The following is a 16,025-nucleotide window of genomic DNA, read 5'->3' as shown; positions in this document are numbered from 1 at the left end:
GTCATTCAACGCTAGGGGGGCTCAAGGAGACGGACAAGGTTCCTTGCTCCTCCGCCGCCTGCCCCCGACACTAAAAACAAATAACTGGGCGGCCCGGTTCAAAAGAACCGGGCCGCCCAGACTTATGCGCGATCGAACCCTAGAGCTCGGTGCTCACCTTCCACGAGGAGTGGATGGCACCGTGGATGTAGTTGACCGCACCGGCGTCGCCCACCACGTCAACGTCAATGCCGAGGTTCGCGGCCCGCAGCTCATCCGCCAGCGGTGATGCCGACGTCGTGCCGTCCGCGTAGACGACCATGGCGGCCGGTGCGGAGAAGCTTTCCCCGCCTTCGGTCCACTCGACGCTCTTCTCGGTGATGCGCGTGATCGTGGCGTTGCGGTGGATCTTCACGCCGTGCGCCTCGGAATCCTTGACCGCGGTCCAGCGGCGCGGCATGGCCAGCGGCAGGCCGAGCTGCTGCTTTTCGTGCAGCAGCGTGACCCGGCGTCCGCGCTCGGCGAGGAATTCCGCCAGTTCCAGGCCCACCAGCGAACCGCCGATGACCACCACATCCTTGCCCATGGGCAGCCAGAACTTGGTGAACTGGCGGACAAACTCGGGGCTCTTGGTCAGGCCCGAGAGGCGTCCCATCTTGCCGAGGGTGCTCAGGACGGCGCCGGCTTCCTCAGCGGTTGCCGTGCCGAGCATCATGGCCCGCAGCGTGTCGCCGGTCTGCACGATCGGCAGGTCGCCGCCGGGGAAATCAGGCTTGGGCCGGACAGCACCGGTGGCCACAATGACGTGGTCCGGGTGCAGTGCCTGAATCGACTCCACCGTGGCGGGAGTGTTCAGCTTGACCGCGATGTTCAGCCGCTTGATTTCGGCCTTAAACCAGCGCAGCAGCCGTTCATTGTCCGGCGTCGTCATGGTGGAGAACCACATGGTGCCGCCGAGGCGGTCGGACTTGTCCACGACGGTGACGCGGTGGCCGCGTTCGGTCAGGACGCGTGCACTTTCCAGGCCCGCCGGGCCGGCGCCGACGACGACCACGTGCTTGGTGGCGGACGCCGGCTTCAGCGGCAGCAGCGCCTCGTTGCCGAGGGCCGGGTTCACCGCGCAGAAGGGAGTGTCGTCGAAGAAGTTTTCCGCGACGCAAAGGTAGCAGTTGATGCAGGGGCGGACCTGGTCGAACTTGCCGTCGCGGATCTTGTTGGGCAGTTCGGGGTCGGCCAGCAGCTGGCGGCCCATGGCTGCGAAGTCGATCTGTCCGGCGGCCAGTGCCTTTTCGGCGATTTCCGGGAGCATGCGGCCGACGGCGATGACGGGGATGTTTACGTGCTTCTTAACCGCGGCGGCGTTGTCCAGGTACGCACCAACCTTGCTGGGCAGCGGACCGTCGGTGAAGTTGTTGAACGGGTTGCGTCCCCATCCGGTCACGTGGATGGCATCGGCGCCGGCTTTTTCAAACAGCTGGGAGGCTTCGATGGCCTCGTCCAGCGTCAGTCCGCCTTCCTGTCCGTATTCCTCACCGGAAACCCGGACCAGGATCGCCAGGCGGTCGCCCACCCGTTCCTTGACGGCCGCGATGACGTCGCAGGCCAGACGCGCACGGTTAGCCAGGGAGCCGCCGTACTCGTCGGTGCGGTTGTTGTCCCGCTGGTTGAGGAAGACACCCAGGATGTAGCCGTGGGCTGCGTGGATCTCGATGGCGTCGGCGCCCGCCTTGGCAATGCGCTCGGCGGCATCGGCCCAGGTGGAAATCAGCCAGGAGATGTCCTCGTCCGTCATGTCGCGGAAGACAACGGGCTTGCCGGCAGTGGCGGCACCCATCTTGCCCAGCTCTTCAGGGGTGCTGTCGGCCAGCGCTGACATGTCATAGCTGTAGTCCTGCTTGTTCGGTGCAAGCACCGGACGGTCATTGGCAACGTCCACGCGGGCAACTTTGCCGTGGTGCGTGGACTGGATGCACAGCTTGCTTCCGGCTGCATGCACGGCGTCTGCCAGCGCCCTCAAACCCGGAATGTACTTGTCATCCGAAAGACCCGGTTCCTTCATCGAAGCCGCCCCGTAGGGGAACGCGATGGCGCAGGCGCCGGTGATGATCAGCCCGGCACCGCCGGCCGCGCGGGCCACATAGTGATCGATTTCGGTCTGTTCGATCTCACCGTGCTCGGAGACGTTCATGTCCATAGCTGGCAGAACGATGCGGTTGTGGGTCTCCATCGGGCCGATATTTCCGGCGGCCATCAGATGGGAAAAGGAATTGAGTTTCACTTTGTGAATGTTACGCCATCTTCAGGGCACGACGACGACGCCGGGGCCGGGCGCGGCGGGCGGGTTCCCGGTGCTGACCGAGCTCCCTGGAACAGCCTTCATTCGACCCGAAACGCAGCGAAGCCAGCGGAAAGAATTCCGCTGGCTTCGCTAGCAACGTTCCGCTGACCCCCCAGTCAGCGGATGTCCCACTAAGGGTGGCCCATCAAACCAATAGGTTCGAATAGACCTCCCATAAGCGCAACCGGGGACAGAACCGACCCCCCAGTCGATCACAATCCCCACTTGCAGCTCTATGGTTCAAACACGCTTCACACATGTGTGAAACATGTTTGAACCATAGCAGTGGAAAGAGGTGAAATCAAAGTTTTTTGTCCGGATGCTCCGAACGAAACGAACGTTATTCCTCGTCCAGGATTCTTGCAATGGCCCGCAGCGCCTCGGGGTCAACGGGCCCCAGTGCGCGGGCGGCAAAGTTGCGCACCTCGGCACGGCGCATGCTGCGGAGAAGTTCCAGTTCGGCTTCCACCCGTTCGGGCAGCTTGCCGCCCTCTTGCAGCAGATATTCGGGGTTCACGTCAAAGACGGCTGCGATTGCACGCAGCGCTTCGTCCGGAACAACCTGTTCCCGGCCGGATTTCAGCAGTGACCAGCGGGTGCGGGAAAGGTAATAGCCGGCCTTTTGGGCGCCGTCCCTGATGGCCGGATAGTCATAGGGCTTTCCGGAGTCGGACATGATGACATCCAACAGGAGATTAATCTTTCGGGCGAGCGTTTCGGCACGGCGAATGCCGGCTGCTCGTTCCGCGGAAAGATCAAATTCGCTCACTAAGGTCAGCTCCAAGTCATTGCTACAAGAAAACAGCAGAACGTTCCCACTCCGAGCGCTGCACCGGACAGTGCCTCCCGTGGAGTGTGTTCGCGCAGGGACACCCGGCTGAACATCATTAACGGCGATAGTATCAACAGCCATGCCCAGGCTCCCCCGAATATTGCCGTAACCCACAGGGCTGCGAAGGTAATAACGGACACATGGGCGGAAACGTCGAGCCAGCGGCGGAAGAACACCAGCCCTGCATTGCCCAGGAACAGCCCTGTCACGGTGAGGGGAATCGGCGCCGGCAGCGGAATTGCCCAGCAGATCGCAGTGCCTACCAGCATCAGGAGGGCAACCAAGTTGGTCCGCCAACTGTCCGGAATGCCCCGGCGCCGAAAGACGGGTTTGGTGCCCTTGTAGACGGCACCGGGTATGCCGACAATGCAAGCCACCAGCAGGAGCACCCCGGCCCATCCCAGTCCTGCCCTGATTCCGGCAAGGAGCACCAGGATTGTCAGGACCAGTGCAGGCGGCAGAATTTTTGAGCAGCTAAAGGCGAGGTATTGCCGTGCGCCGCGCCGGTGGACCGTTGTGCTCAATTCGTTTGCCTATCTCATCAATGATGGTGCTTTCCTGCGGCGACAAGAGCGCCGGATCCAGAACCCGGATGTCGCCGATAAAAATGAACCAGCGGTAAAGCTGCGCTTTGGATGCCCGCGCCTCGAGGGAAATGCGGGCGGCACCCATGGACCGGCGGCCTTCAGGTGTTTGCATGAGACGCCGGACGATGGGCCTCAAAGCGGACAGGTCCGCGGCGCAGACAGTTCGTGACCGCAAGGTTTCCTTCATCCGTCCGTAGGACGGAAGGATGAAGCCCACCGCAAATCCGACGATCATCAGGGCGAGCAGAATACGGTATCCGGTGACCAGACTATCGCTGTGCCCGGCATCGGATCCCCCAATTTCCAAGCCGATCTGGACCATTTTGATGGCCGCCGCCATGACGCCGCCCATGCACCCGGCACTGAGCAGGTCGAAACCGATACGGAAGGGACGTGACTCACCGCGCCGGTTTCGCCGCAGAGTTTTCATGCCCGTATAACCGGTGATGAGTCCAAACCAGGCAAAGAAACTGGCTTGGTACAGGGCTATGGTCGGGATGTCGCCAAAGGTGTCAGTGAAACTGGCGGCCGATCCGTCCGTGTCTGAAACGACCAGGAGCACAATCTGCATTACGGCCAGGACCGTTCCGATGCTGATCAGCGTCCTGACGTGGTTGGACCTTCCGGTGACCCGCAGCAGCAGCCGACTCAACTCGGTCATGCCCATGCCCATAAGCAGGTGAACAATCAGGTTCAACAGGTTCCAGCCGCCCAAGTGCCGGTCAACGGCCACGTACACCGAGTCGATATTCAAAGTGGCGCCCAGAGCTATCAGGAGAACCGCGGGCATAATGCCGGCCTTCCAGCCAAAACACATGCCCAGGAGCCGGATGGCGACCACTGCCCAGAGAATCAAAACGGGAAGGATCTGCAACAGCGTCATATAAAGGTCCGCTCAAAGTCGCTGGTGCTTTCAGGATTCCCCGGCAGCAGCGCCAGCGTGAGCAGATAGGCGACGTGCTCTGCGGCCCGCTCGGTCTCGTTCCAGTCCAGGGACCGTGCCAGCATCCGCTTGATGCCCCGGCGGCTGCCGACATGCTGAAAAACGGACGGCATTTGTGTTTCCACGCCGCCGCATCCTTGGTGGCGCAGGAGGATGTGCCCGAATTCGTGGCATGCAGCATGGGTCCGGTGGAGCTGGTTGTCACCGGCAGGCAACAGGATGATCGATTTTTTGTCCTTCTCGATCCAAAGCCCGGTGACGGCAGGAATCACTGAATGGTCGATGTCGCGCAGTTCAATAGGTTTTCCGTGGGCTTCCTCTACCGCGGCCAGCAGTTCATCGAACGTTACATGTCCGCCCAATTCCAGGGCACGGACCGAGTCTTCCGCGGCCGCCCGTTTTCCACCGTCGGACTTCCGAAAACGCACTGCCATCAATTTCCCCATCTTGTTTTCACACGCTTTCAATGACGCGTGTAAAGAGACCGAACCCTAGGACTTTATCCCAAGGCTTCGCTTTCCAGAATGCCTTTGCTCCGTTAGGGCAGCAGCAGTGCAGCAGCATAGGCCACGCAACCGGCCAGATGGCCCGCCAGCACCTGCGTGGGAGTGTGGTCACCGAGCTTCACCCGGGACCAGCCCGTCGCCGAGGCCAGCATCAGGGCCAGCGCCGGACCGAAGACCGGAACAGGAGCCAGCAGCGCCAGGCCAACGTATGCGGCCACTGCCGAATGGACCGACAGCTTCCATACCAGGTTCGCCGCCAGGCAGAGAATCAGGCCAATGAAGACGCCGCCGATTTCGCCGAACAGGACAGCCGGTGCGTCGAGCAGGACCAGGATCAGGGCGCCGACGCCAATGGAGAGCGCGGAGGCAAGCAGGATCGGTGCCCGTTGTTCGCGGACGCCCACATGGTGGTCCGTGACCCTGCCCCGCCGCTTCAGCCAGAGAATCCCGAGAAACGGCAGACCCACGGTGAAACCCGCCGCCACAATGCCCTGCAGCCAGGAAACACCGGGACTGAGCAGGGGCTGCAGCAGCAGGAGAATCCCCACGAGGACGGCGGGGGAAGACGTTTCTGTGATGATTCGCGCCACGGTGGAAACGCGTTTGGCGGGGACTTCAATGGTTGCCGGCATTAGATGATTCTACGTGGTACGCCTCGGACAAATGATGCCGTCCGGATCACGGATATACTCTGCTCACGCCGCGCCGCAGAGTTGATATATGTTCGCTAAATCGAAGCGATTCGATTAGAGATATACGTATGACCCCCAACGTGCTGTTCTACAACCGTCCTGCGCAGCAGTGGCTGGACGCGCTGCCCCTGGGCAACGGCAGGCTCGGGGCCATGGTGCTGCCCGGGCGTGATGGTCTGCGCCTGCAGATCAATGACAGCACCGCCTGGTCCGGCAGCCCGGACAGCGAGCACCGGAGAGGACAGGTCTCCGCGGGTGACGCCGCGCAGGCACTGGCTGCGGCCCGTGCAGCTCTAGCGGACGGACGGCCGGTGGATGCGGAACAGTTGCTGGAACCGCTTCAGTCCCGCTACTCGCAGGCGTACCTTCCCTTCGCCGATGTCCTCGTCTCCACGTCGGTGGGTGGCCAGGCCGACGGCGGCCTGATTCGCCGGGAGCTTCGCCTGAACGACGCCGTGCACACCGCCACGGAAGAGTTCCCGAGCGGTGAGATTCGCTCGGACACCTTCATCAGTGCGGCCGACGGCGTGCTGGTGCACCGGCTGACGGCCACGGTTCCGGTGAAGGTGCGCGTCCGCCTCACCACTCCCCTGCGGGAACTCTCCCGCCATGCCGGCGCAGACGCCGTCGGCCTGGAATTGCGGCTGCCTGCCGACGTTGCTCCCGGCCATGCTCCGGAGGAGCCGCCGCTGCGCTGGGAGGCCGACGGCGTTAGGCCGCTGGAGGGTGCGGTTCACCTCGCGCTGCGGCACAACGGAGAAGCGGACAGCAGCCCGCCGCCACCTTCCGGGAACTCCGCCTCGGATCCGGAAGATCTTGTCCTTACCGGCGTAACCGAGCTGCTGCTCGTCCTGGCCACCGCCACCACCTTCACCGCGCCCGGACGGCATCCTTCCGGTACTGCCGAGGACTGCCGCCGTGATGCCTCCCGGCAGGCCGCCGGAGCGCTGGACAATGGATTCGACGCGCTGCTCCGCGATTCCATCCACGCCCACCGGCTCCTGTTCAACCGGACCGAACTCACGCTCCATCCCGGCCCTCAGACCCTGCCGGACCGGTCCGAGGTTCCCACCGACGTCCGGATCCGGGAGGCCAACCGCTCCCCAGCCGGACCCTTGGCCGCGGATCCGGAACTCGCCGCCCTGCTGTTCGCCTACGGACGCTACCTGCTGATCGGCAGCTCCCGTCCCGGTTCCCTGCCGGCCAATCTGCAGGGCATCTGGAACGAGGAGATGCAGCCGCCCTGGTCCTCGAACTACACGCTGAACATCAATCTGCAGATGAATTACTGGGGCGCTCATGTAGCCGATCTGCCCGCGTGCACCGAGCCTCTGCTGGAACTGGTGGAGGCCCTCGCGGACCGCGGCCGGAACACCGCCGCCACGCTTTACGGCGCGCGCGGCTGGGTCGCCCACCACAACACCGATGCCTGGGCCTTCACCTCCCCCACCGCCGGAAACGCGAGCTGGGCGCACTGGCCGATGGCCGGGCCGTGGCTGGTGCGCCAGCTGGATGAAGGCCGGCGCTTCGGCACCGCCGGACCCGCTGATCTGTTCCGGATCTGGAAGCTGGCGGTGGGCTGCGCGGAGTTCCTCTGCGACTGGCTGCTCGACGACGGCGGTCCCTGGCTGCAGACGAGGCCCTCCACCTCACCGGAGAACTGTTACCAAAGCGCGCAGGGACCCGCGGCCCTGGCGACCTCCTCCGCGATGGACCGAACCCTCATCGCGGAAGTGTTCGACGTCGTTCTGGCTCTGGCTCCACTGGTCGGTCAGGAGGGCCATCCGGTGGTCGCCGAGGTTCGCCGTGCCCGGCCCCGGATCGAGCCCCCGGCAATTAGCGCCACCGGTGACATTCTGGAATGGGGTCCGGCGGAAACCGCCGTCGATCCGCTGCACCGCCACCTCTCCCACCTGGCCTTTGTCTATCCTGGCAACGGCATCCCTCAAGACAGCAACACCTCGACTCCGCAGCTAGAAACCGCGGTCCGGCGAAGCCTGGACGGCCGCGGCGATGACTCCACCGGCTGGTCCCTGGTCTGGAAAATCTGCCTCCGCGCCCGGCTGGGACAGTCGGACAAGGTCAGCGACCTGCTCCGTCTACTCTTTCGCGAAGCCGGAACCGCGAGCGCCGGGGTACACGCCGGCGGCCTGTATCCCAACCTCTTCACCGCGCATCCGCCGTTCCAGCTGGACGCCAACCTCGGTTACATCGCGGCGATCTCCGAAGCACTGCTGCAAAGCCACGCCGGGGTGATCCGGCTCCTGCCCGCCCTGCCGGCAGAGTTTGCTTCCGGGCGGGTCCGCGGACTGGTTGCCCGGCCGGGCATCACCGTGGACCTGGACTGGAGCAAGGGGCAGCTCACCTCTGCCACGCTGACGCCGCGCACGGCGGCTGCCGCCGGGCCGCACGACGTCGAGGTCCACGGCATCCGGTACACCGTTCACCTCGAACCGGGCGACAGCTTCACGCTCCGGCTTTCAAACCATGACACTCCAAGTGAAAACGCTTCAAACCAAGGAAAGGCAGTACTCCAGTGACATCGTCTCCCACCGCTTCACAGGAACTTCATCCGGACTACCGGGATGAGGGCCTGGTCTTCGGACCGGACTTCATCTTCGGCTCCGCCACGGCGTCGTACCAGATTGAGGGGGCCTTCAACGCTGACGGCCGCGGCCCATCCATCTGGGACACCTTCAGCAAAACCCCCGGCAAGGTCTGGAACGGGGACACCGGGGACGTGGCGTGCGACCACTACCACCGGCTGGAAGAGGACCTGGATCTGATGCAGAAACTGGGTCTCGAGGCCTACCGGTTCTCCATTTCCTGGCCCCGCATCCAGCCCACCGGCCGCGGCCCCGTCAATGAAACCGGCATGGCCTTCTACGAACGGCTCGTCGACGGACTGATTGCCCGCGGCATCAAGCCGCTGGCCACCCTCTATCACTGGGACCTGCCGCAGGCCCTGGAGGATGAGGGCGGGTGGACCAACCGGGAGACCGCCTACGCTTTTGCCGACTACGCCCGACTGGTGGGCGAACGGCTCGGTGACCGGATCACCGGCTGGATCACGCTGAACGAGCCCTGGTGCTCCGCCTACCTCGGCTACGGCTCCGGCGCGCACGCTCCGGGACGGACCAGCGACGTCGAAGCCCTCACCGCCGTCCACCACCTGAACCTGGCCCACGGCCTGGCCGTGAAGGAACTGCGCGGAGTGGTTTCCGCGGACGCGGACATTGCCGTGACCCTGAACCTGCACGTGTTCCGGCCCGAGGGCGAGACCGGCCCCGAAGCCGTGCGCCGGGTGGACGGACTGGCCAACCGCCTGTTCCTGGATCCGATGCTCAACGGCACCTACCCGGAGGACGTCCTCGCGGACACCGCCTCCATCACGGACTGGTCCTTCATCCAGGACGGTGACACCCAGCTGATCTGCCAGCCGCTGGATTTCCTGGGCATCAACTACTACTCCACCAACCGGGTGCGGATCTGGGACGGCAGGGGCGACCGCATCAACGCCGACGGACACAAGCCCGCCGAAGGCACCGCCTGGCCCGGCGCCGGCGTCGTCGAATTCGTCGCCCAGCCCGGCCCGTACACGGAGATGGGCTGGAACATTGACCCGGCCGGGCTGGAAGATTTGCTGGTCGCGGTGCATGGGCGCTGGCCGGATTTGCCGCTGATGGTGACCGAAAACGGCGCCGCGTTTGCGGATGAGCTGGTGACCGGGGAGGACGGCGCGCCTGCCGTGCACGACGTCGAACGCACCGATTACCTCCACCGCCACTTCGCTGCCGCGCACCGCGCCATGCAGCGCGGCGTGGACCTGCGCGGCTACCAGGTGTGGTCGCTGATGGATAACTTCGAGTGGGGCTACGGCTACTCCAAGCGCTTCGGCATTGTGCGCGTGGATTACGACACTCTGGAGCGCACCCCGAAGGACAGCGCCCTCTGGTACTCGCGGCTGATCACCGAACGGGTACTCCGCGCGGACTGACGCTTTGCCGCTTGTTTGGGCGGCATTAAACGGGTGAGGGCGCCGGAATTTTTCCGGGGCCCTCACCTGTTTCTGCCGAATCCTGGCCTTACATGGCGGGCGGGGCCGGAACGGCGGACGGTTCCGCGGGAGCGGAGAAGCCGGCGGCCGACGACGGCGCCTGAGTCGGCTCCGAGCTCAGTTCCACCGCCTCGTTGTGGGCAAGCCCGGCGGTTTCGCCGCCGTCGGCCACAAACTCGGCGCCGGTGGAGAAGCTGGATTCATCGCTGGCCAGGAACAGCGGGAAGTATCCGCAGCGGCACCGGGGCCCGGTCCAGCTGGCGGCCGCCGTGGTTGGAGACCACAATCGCATCCGCGCCGCGGGCCATGACTTCGACGGCGTCGGCCGGGTTCTGGATGCCCTTGACGATCAGCTTGCCCGGCCAGGTCTCCCGCAGCCAGTCCAGGTCCGCCATGTTCAGTGAGGGTTCAAACATGGTGTTCACGGTGTCCGCCAGGGACACCCGCTCCCCCTCGAAGTTGGCGAATCCCAGCGGTTTTGTGGTGAGGAAGTTGAACCACCACTCCGGCCGGTAGGAGGCGTCCAGGATGGTTTTGGGTGTCAGTGTGGGCGGCATGGTCATGCCGTTGCGGGTGTCCCGCAGCCTGGCGCCGGCCACCGGAGTGTCCACGGTGACGATCAGCGCTCCGTAGCCGGCGGCAGCGGCACGGTCCACCAGTTCCTTGGACCGGGCCCGATCCTTCCAGAGGTATAGCTGGAACCATGTGGCGGCGTCGGGCACCGCCTCGGTGAGTTCCTCGATGGATGCGGTACCCATGGTGGACAGTGAAAACGGAATGCCGAACGCGGCAGCGGCCTGCGCTCCCCCAATTTCGCCCTCGGAGTGCATCAGCCGGGTCAGGCCGGTGGGTCCGATGCCCAGCGGCATCGCGGATTCGGTGCCGGCGATCTTCGTGCTCAGGTCCACGCTCGTGACATCTCGCAGCACATTCGGCACAAATTCGACGTCGTTGAACGCGGCCCGGTTGCGCTGCAGGGCCTGCTCGCCGAAGGAACCGCCGTCCACGTAGTCGAAGGCCGCCGCGGGGATCCGCCGCTTGGCGATGTCCCGCAGTTCCCACACATTGGTGGCCTTCGCCAGCCGTGCCCGGCGGCGGTCCAGGTCAAAGGGCTGAAACTGAATCAGATCGCGGAGGTCTTTGTACTGCGGGATCCTGCGTTTCATGGCTGCTCAGCCGTATTCGATGGCGTCATTCACCTCCGACCAGCCTCAGGCGGGCCAGGTGCACGCCTAGCTGAAACTTTTTCTTGTACCAACTTGCAGTCCAGGCCGGCTGGGTGCGCCAAAAAGCGGATACTGTGCTAAGTGCACTGGCAACCGTGTTGGAATCCTGAACATCAGTTCGCTTCGGACCTCCGCCAGGTGCACTATCTCGATAGCGCTTCCGTCGGTGATATCTGCGTTGCCCTGATTGCCGGAAATATGCCTGCAATGGATCCTGAAAAGGATCCGGCGCCTATGGCCACACCGATCACCATGACCTCGATCAACGGAACCCAGCCCTGCGTCAAGGACACAACGACGGTTGTAATCACACCAAAAAGTGCCCCAACGATACCTCCGCACATGCCTAAGAAGGTCGTTTCACCCAACATTTGAGTGAATATGCTTCGCCTCCTTGCGCCAAGCGCCCGTCGAAGGCCGATCTCAGGGATCCTTTGGACCATGTTTGCGGTGGCCGAGTTCCCGATGGAAATGGAACCCGCAATGAGCGCAACAAGGCTTGCAAGAAGAGACATTTGTGTGACACTTCCCTCCACTTCTTGTCGCAACGTCTGAGGATCGGGCGGGGCGGTTACGCTCACATCAGTCGGCCTGTTCGGCTGAAGTGCCAGCGCTGCTTGGCCTCCGATCTGCTGTGCTGCCCCTGGGACGGTTTCAATCAATACGCGTCGATGCTGCAGACTTAGATTCATCAGCTCTGTCGTGCCTTGGGGAATAAGCGCGCCGCCTAGCGTGTCAGGCTGACGATTAACATCGTCGTAGATTCCGATCACGGTAAAGGGCCGGTCTTGGATGAAAACTGCTGTTCCCGGCCGCCCTATATGTAGCTGGTTAGCAGCACTTTTTGACAGCAGTATTACCTGGTCGTTGCGAGAGTAGTGCCCATAGTCAAAGGATCGCCCCGACATGATCTGAGGCTCTATAACGTCCAGAGCGCTTGCAGAAACCGCAGACAGAGGAACGTCGACTACGAGAGCTTGATTGCCAACGCCCCGATGAACCGAAGTCGCAAAGTAGTCGCTTTTTGAACCTGCGGCAATAACCCCGTTGAGTTTCACCACGCGGTCGATCGCCGCCTCTTCCATAAAAGGAGGCAGCGCAATCTGTGCAGTAGAAGGGTCAACTGCCACTTCAGCAATAACCTCTGTCGCCCTCCTAACATCAAAGCTCTCAGACACTTGCTGGCTAATCGTGCCAGTTATTCCTAGAGTCGCCACGAATGCGAACGAACCTAGGAGAGTCCCTAAAGTCGTCAGTAAGGATCTGCCGGGGCTGTTGCTTACAGAAAGCCAAGCCTCTCGAATAAGGTCCCTAGGAAAAATGCCGGTCTTTAGATCCTTCACCGACAAACCTCAGCAACGACACCATCTCGAACAGTGATTGAGCGTTTGCAGCGGGCGGCCAGATCATCATCGTGGGTTACGACAACGATAGTGAGCCCTTCCTCATTAAGGTCTTGGAGTAGCTGGGTTACCATCTCGGTATTCTTGCTGTCCAAGTTACCGGTTGGTTCATCGCAAAAAATGACATCCGGCGCGCCCGCCAGCGCTCTAGCGATCGCCACGCGCTGTTTCTCCCCACCGGAAAGGTGTCGCGGGTCGGAGTACATGCGGTGAGCCAGACCAAATCTTTCAAGGGCGTCAGCTGCCATCTGCCTTCTTTCTCTGCGAGCGACACCTGTGTAAAGCATCCCCATTTCGACGTTATCGAGTGCAGAGCGCCCAGATAGAAGGTGAAAGGCTTGAAAAACGAAACCAAACTTATGCCCTCGGAGACCAAGGATTGTTTGATCAGACGCAAAAGCAACATCTACGCCCTCCACCTCATAGCGGCCTCCCGTTGGCCTATCCAAGAGCCCCAGTACATTTAATAGTGTGGATTTTCCTGAACCCGAAGGGCCAACAATTCCGACATAATCTCCACGGTGAATTGTAAGGTCAGTTTCATGCAGAGCCGTGACAGGCACTGCTCCGCCGTAGGTTTTGGACACCGCTGTTAGCCCCAGCAGCGGCGAATCAGTTACCGGCTTGGTATCCAACAACAACCTGGTCACCTTCCGAGATGGAATCTTCTGGGTCAGCCGAAATCTCGACCCACCCGTTGACGTTATCCCCAACCGTGACGGCTACATTTGACCCGTCAGCACACGTAACGAAGCTGCTCCCATCTGAATTCGTGTAGATCGCCGTGATGGGTACGGCTAACAAAGGTCCCGTCGCTTGTCCGACGGACGTGGTGAGACGAAGAGTAGTTCCATCTGGAGTTAAATCAGCCGCCTCTCCTGTGAATGACAACTTAACTAATAATCCATTTCCAATGGCTGGGACGTCTTCTGGCGTAGAACCAATGCTTTGTACTGTGAGGTCATAGGTCCGGCCATTGCGATCATCAGTCAGGGCGGCCTTATCCCCGACTTTCAGACTTTGCACAGCTTCAGGCTGAAGAGCCGCAATCACTGTGGGAGCTGACGCATCAAGAATTGCAATGGTAGGACTGTCCACAGATAAGATCTGACCCACCTTGAGTTTCATTGCGGATAATATGTGTTTGGGCTCGGAAATAGTAACGATGCTTTCCATAGGTAGGAATGGGATTGCAGTCACCTTTGCCGCAAGCTCCTCCTGTGCTTGCTCACCACTTTTAACAGCCTCGGCCGCTGCGTTATCTACAGACCCAGAGCCCACGTCGGACGCAGAAGACGGCTCAGCAGGCACAGGGACTTCCTCTTGGACTGGAACACTATAGCCGCGATCTAAATAGAACTGAGTGAGGGCATTCTGGGTCTGCCAATCCATTACCGATGTTGGACTTACTGTGTAGCCCAAGTTTGCTAGAGTATCTTGTAATTGGCGAACATCAGGACCGATATCACCCGCCGTAATATCGCGATAAGGTGCAAAATCCCAGTCCATGGCAAAAATAGGTTCACCATTTGCCTCTAAAAGTACAGACCCTGACGTCAATAGCGCACCTGAAGACATCGGGATGTCAGTTACCACAGGGGCGACGCCCAGAATCCCCTGAGAAGCGTCTAAAGATAAATTGGGGCCTGGTTGAACGACACCCCGCATAACAATGTCACTTGAAAGTACCTTACGCTCCACTTCAATAAGTATTTGTGAGGCAGGCGGGGGTTCAGCTTCCGCCGCCGCTTGCGCAGGTGTTTTGATCAATGGGGTAAGGACCAGCCCCCCGCCCACAAGTAGGGCAACCAGGACGGCAGAAGATGCACCCCAAGCGAGAGCGCGATTGCGCTTCACTGGTACTTCAACAGGAGCGTCGGTATCCAAGACTTATTGACCCCTCAATGCCGCAGATTTTTTTGCCATTTCAGAAATTTTAGAGTTCAGTTCATCCAATTCCACTTCAACATCGGCGATGGCAGCTTGGCGATCTTGGTAAGCTAACTCTTTGACTTCGCTCTTGACCCCGGTATCCACAGCACAATTATGTACCTGCACTGCAACCTCAGCTTCCTCAAGAGTGGGAACATATTTTCTCTCGGGAACTGCTTCGCTGAAACCCCATTGCGGAGAATCAGCACTCTCCCTCTCAGGACCTTCCACACTGCCTGTGGGAAAATTAAATCCCAGGCCCCACTCAGTCCCTTCCTGCCTCGAAACTGGAGCATCATTTTCCTGGAGACATTTAAAAATGCGTTCCCGAAATTCAGGCATTTGCTCGTCGATGCTGGTGAAAGCTTCAGCCCGCAGTTTATTGCCAAGTTGCGCATAATCAGCCATGGTCTGCTCGGCTTCGGACCCGAGGGACTCCCAAGCTGATGTCATACATGTTTCTATCAGGCTGACATAAGCGGGATCCTCCAGCCGGAAGGTCGAATCCCGCCCAGGCTCTGGATGACCGAACCCGTTTTTTCGCGCCTGTTCTTCCGAAGCGAACCAAAGCCCGTCAGGAGACTCTAGACCTTCGCTGGCGTCAGCCCCCTCCGGATCGGGGTCCATTTCCAACAACTGGGGAAACCCTTCAGCTGCCAGACACTGGTACAGGCCAAGCTTTTGAGCAGCATCAATCGTTTGAAGGTCGTCCACCCTATATGCGTCGTATGGATCCGACGATGGCTGGACCGTTGCCGAATCGGCTTTGCCAGAACAGCCCACCAACGCTAGTGCCAACAGAGAAATTGTGAGGGTGGAGCGGGTAAAGGCTGAAGCCTTTACCCGCTCCTGTGCATCACTAGACAATCTTGTGTCCATCATTCTTGTCGAAAGTACTTTCAAGGTACAACCAGTAAGTCGTACGGGGAATGTATTCCGTTCGCTGAATGCCGTTTACATAGTTGTATGTGTAAACCGTGCCTGACGTATCGCGATTCATGATCGTACTGGCCGAATCCTGAACCTTCTGCGTCGTTCCGGACCACACATAATTCCCATGAGTTGCACCATTGTAAAAGTGCTTTTGAACGCTATTCACTGGGTTATCGCGCCCAAGACAAATCTCGTACTGCACACACGAGAGCGTCCCGTCTCCATAATCCGCTGCAAAAGCACCTGGCGCTGCGAAAGCTGCGGCACCGGCTGTAAGCACGGCGCTTGTTGCAGCTGCTCGCTTAAGGGTCTGAACAATCCCCATTTTGTTCTCCTGTTTTTGTGATGTTATAGGCGACTATGCAATCGAATTACGGACCGTTGGCCACCGGGACCCTCGAGTGCACATCTCATTGTGAGTGGACGACTCGACCCTGTCTATGGAGTTCCGAGGTTTCTTAGGTCTCAAAACGATAACGTTCACCTTGCTGCAAATACTGCAACGAGGCTTATCTAGGACTGGTATCTACGCGCTTCTCATGCTTCCCTGCCTTGTATCGGTGCATGACCATATGAATTAAATGCCAACGCATGAAC

General features: G+C 60.8%; 15 protein-coding genes. 2 read left to right on the top strand and 13 right to left on the bottom strand.

The genetic code is table 11. The features are described from left to right. Nucleotides 1-139 precede the first annotated feature (139 nt). From AC4D2W_RS10830 to AC4D2W_RS10805, 6 genes are all read right to left on the bottom strand, one after another. Nucleotides 140-2,257 (bottom strand): FAD-dependent oxidoreductase, encoded by a 2,118-nt coding sequence (locus AC4D2W_RS10830; protein WP_490926914.1) that lies wholly within the window; start codon nt 2,255-2,257, stop codon nt 140-142. A 400-nt stretch (nt 2,258-2,657) separates the two neighbouring features. Beyond that, complete coding sequence (locus AC4D2W_RS10825) at nt 2,658-3,086, bottom strand: hypothetical protein (protein ID WP_490926913.1); 429 nt, start codon at nt 3,084-3,086, stop codon at nt 2,658-2,660. A gap of 5 nt (nt 3,087-3,091) precedes the next feature. Next, the gene (locus AC4D2W_RS10820) at nt 3,092-3,673 is read right to left on the bottom strand and encodes a hypothetical protein (RefSeq protein WP_490926912.1); all 582 of its coding nucleotides are present in this window, start codon (nt 3,671-3,673) and stop codon (nt 3,092-3,094) included. Next, on the bottom strand, nt 3,624-4,619 hold the full coding sequence (locus AC4D2W_RS10815; RefSeq protein WP_490926911.1) for a hypothetical protein: 996 nt from the start codon (nt 4,617-4,619) through the stop codon (nt 3,624-3,626). Before AC4D2W_RS10815 ends, AC4D2W_RS10820 begins: the two co-directional genes overlap by 50 nt. Then, nucleotides 4,616-5,113 carry a hypothetical protein gene (locus tag AC4D2W_RS10810; RefSeq protein ID WP_490926910.1) on the bottom strand — a complete coding sequence of 166 codons (498 nt, stop codon included), beginning with the start codon at nt 5,111-5,113 and terminating at the stop codon, nt 4,616-4,618. The genes AC4D2W_RS10815 and AC4D2W_RS10810 overlap by 4 nt, the downstream gene beginning before the upstream one ends. A 104-nt stretch (nt 5,114-5,217) precedes the next feature. Continuing rightward, nucleotides 5,218-5,817 (bottom strand): phosphatase PAP2 family protein, encoded by a 600-nt coding sequence (locus AC4D2W_RS10805; RefSeq protein ID WP_490926909.1) that lies wholly within the window; start codon nt 5,815-5,817, stop codon nt 5,218-5,220. A 128-nt stretch (nt 5,818-5,945) separates the two neighbouring features. Here AC4D2W_RS10805 and AC4D2W_RS10800 point away from each other — a divergent pair, with 128 nt between their 5' ends. Next, nucleotides 5,946-8,417, top strand: a complete 2,472-nt coding sequence (locus AC4D2W_RS10800) for a glycosyl hydrolase family 95 catalytic domain-containing protein (protein WP_490926908.1) — start codon at nt 5,946-5,948, stop codon at nt 8,415-8,417. Next, complete coding sequence (locus AC4D2W_RS10795; RefSeq protein WP_490926907.1) at nt 8,414-9,874, top strand: GH1 family beta-glucosidase; 1,461 nt, start codon at nt 8,414-8,416, stop codon at nt 9,872-9,874. The genes AC4D2W_RS10800 and AC4D2W_RS10795 overlap by 4 nt, the downstream gene beginning before the upstream one ends. An 88-nt stretch (nt 9,875-9,962) precedes the next feature. Here the strand turns inward: AC4D2W_RS10795 and AC4D2W_RS10790 are convergent, their stop codons facing one another. From AC4D2W_RS10790 to AC4D2W_RS10760, 7 genes are all read right to left on the bottom strand, one after another. Next, nucleotides 9,963-10,106: a hypothetical protein gene (locus AC4D2W_RS10790; RefSeq protein WP_490926906.1), complete on the bottom strand. Its 144-nt coding sequence runs from the start codon at nt 10,104-10,106 to the stop codon at nt 9,963-9,965. Between the two features lie 28 nt (nt 10,107-10,134). Then, nucleotides 10,135-11,100: an alpha-hydroxy acid oxidase gene (locus AC4D2W_RS10785; protein ID WP_490926905.1), complete on the bottom strand. Its 966-nt coding sequence runs from the start codon at nt 11,098-11,100 to the stop codon at nt 10,135-10,137. A gap of 203 nt (nt 11,101-11,303) precedes the next feature. After that, the gene (locus AC4D2W_RS10780; protein WP_490926904.1) at nt 11,304-12,503 is read right to left on the bottom strand and encodes an ABC transporter permease; all 1,200 of its coding nucleotides are present in this window, start codon (nt 12,501-12,503) and stop codon (nt 11,304-11,306) included. Further along, the gene (locus AC4D2W_RS10775) at nt 12,500-13,204 is read right to left on the bottom strand and encodes an ABC transporter ATP-binding protein (protein WP_490926903.1); all 705 of its coding nucleotides are present in this window, start codon (nt 13,202-13,204) and stop codon (nt 12,500-12,502) included. The genes AC4D2W_RS10780 and AC4D2W_RS10775 overlap by 4 nt, the downstream gene beginning before the upstream one ends. Further along, nucleotides 13,176-14,450, bottom strand: a complete 1,275-nt coding sequence (locus AC4D2W_RS10770) for a peptidoglycan-binding protein (RefSeq protein WP_490926902.1) — start codon at nt 14,448-14,450, stop codon at nt 13,176-13,178. The genes AC4D2W_RS10775 and AC4D2W_RS10770 overlap by 29 nt, the downstream gene beginning before the upstream one ends. Nucleotides 14,451-14,453: 3 nt before the next feature. After that, the gene (locus AC4D2W_RS10765; RefSeq protein ID WP_490926901.1) at nt 14,454-15,362 is read right to left on the bottom strand and encodes a hypothetical protein; all 909 of its coding nucleotides are present in this window, start codon (nt 15,360-15,362) and stop codon (nt 14,454-14,456) included. Beyond that, the gene (locus AC4D2W_RS10760; protein ID WP_490926900.1) at nt 15,355-15,753 is read right to left on the bottom strand and encodes a hypothetical protein; all 399 of its coding nucleotides are present in this window, start codon (nt 15,751-15,753) and stop codon (nt 15,355-15,357) included. Before AC4D2W_RS10760 ends, AC4D2W_RS10765 begins: the two co-directional genes overlap by 8 nt. Between the last annotated feature and the right edge of the window lie 272 nt (nt 15,754-16,025).

Source organism: Arthrobacter sp. TJ-58 (genome assembly GCF_058269295.1).
Note: the sequence above shows the minus strand (reverse complement) of the source record. Positions and strands in the feature narration are given on the sequence as shown.

Excerpts from the sequence above, each read along its gene's own strand:
- AC4D2W_RS10815 (WP_490926911.1), bottom strand. The coding sequence starts at position 4,619 with ATGACGCTGTTGCAGATCCTTCCCGTTTTGATTCTCTGGGCAGTGGTC.
- AC4D2W_RS10810 (WP_490926910.1), bottom strand. The coding sequence starts at position 5,113 with ATGGCAGTGCGTTTTCGGAAGTCCGACGGTGGAAAACGGGCGGCCGCG.
- AC4D2W_RS10805 (WP_490926909.1), bottom strand. The coding sequence starts at position 5,817 with ATGCCGGCAACCATTGAAGTCCCCGCCAAACGCGTTTCCACCGTGGCG.
- AC4D2W_RS10800 (WP_490926908.1), top strand. The coding sequence starts at position 5,946 with ATGACCCCCAACGTGCTGTTCTACAACCGTCCTGCGCAGCAGTGGCTG.
- AC4D2W_RS10785 (WP_490926905.1), bottom strand. The coding sequence starts at position 11,100 with ATGAAACGCAGGATCCCGCAGTACAAAGACCTCCGCGATCTGATTCAG.
- AC4D2W_RS10760 (WP_490926900.1), bottom strand. The coding sequence starts at position 15,753 with ATGGGGATTGTTCAGACCCTTAAGCGAGCAGCTGCAACAAGCGCCGTG.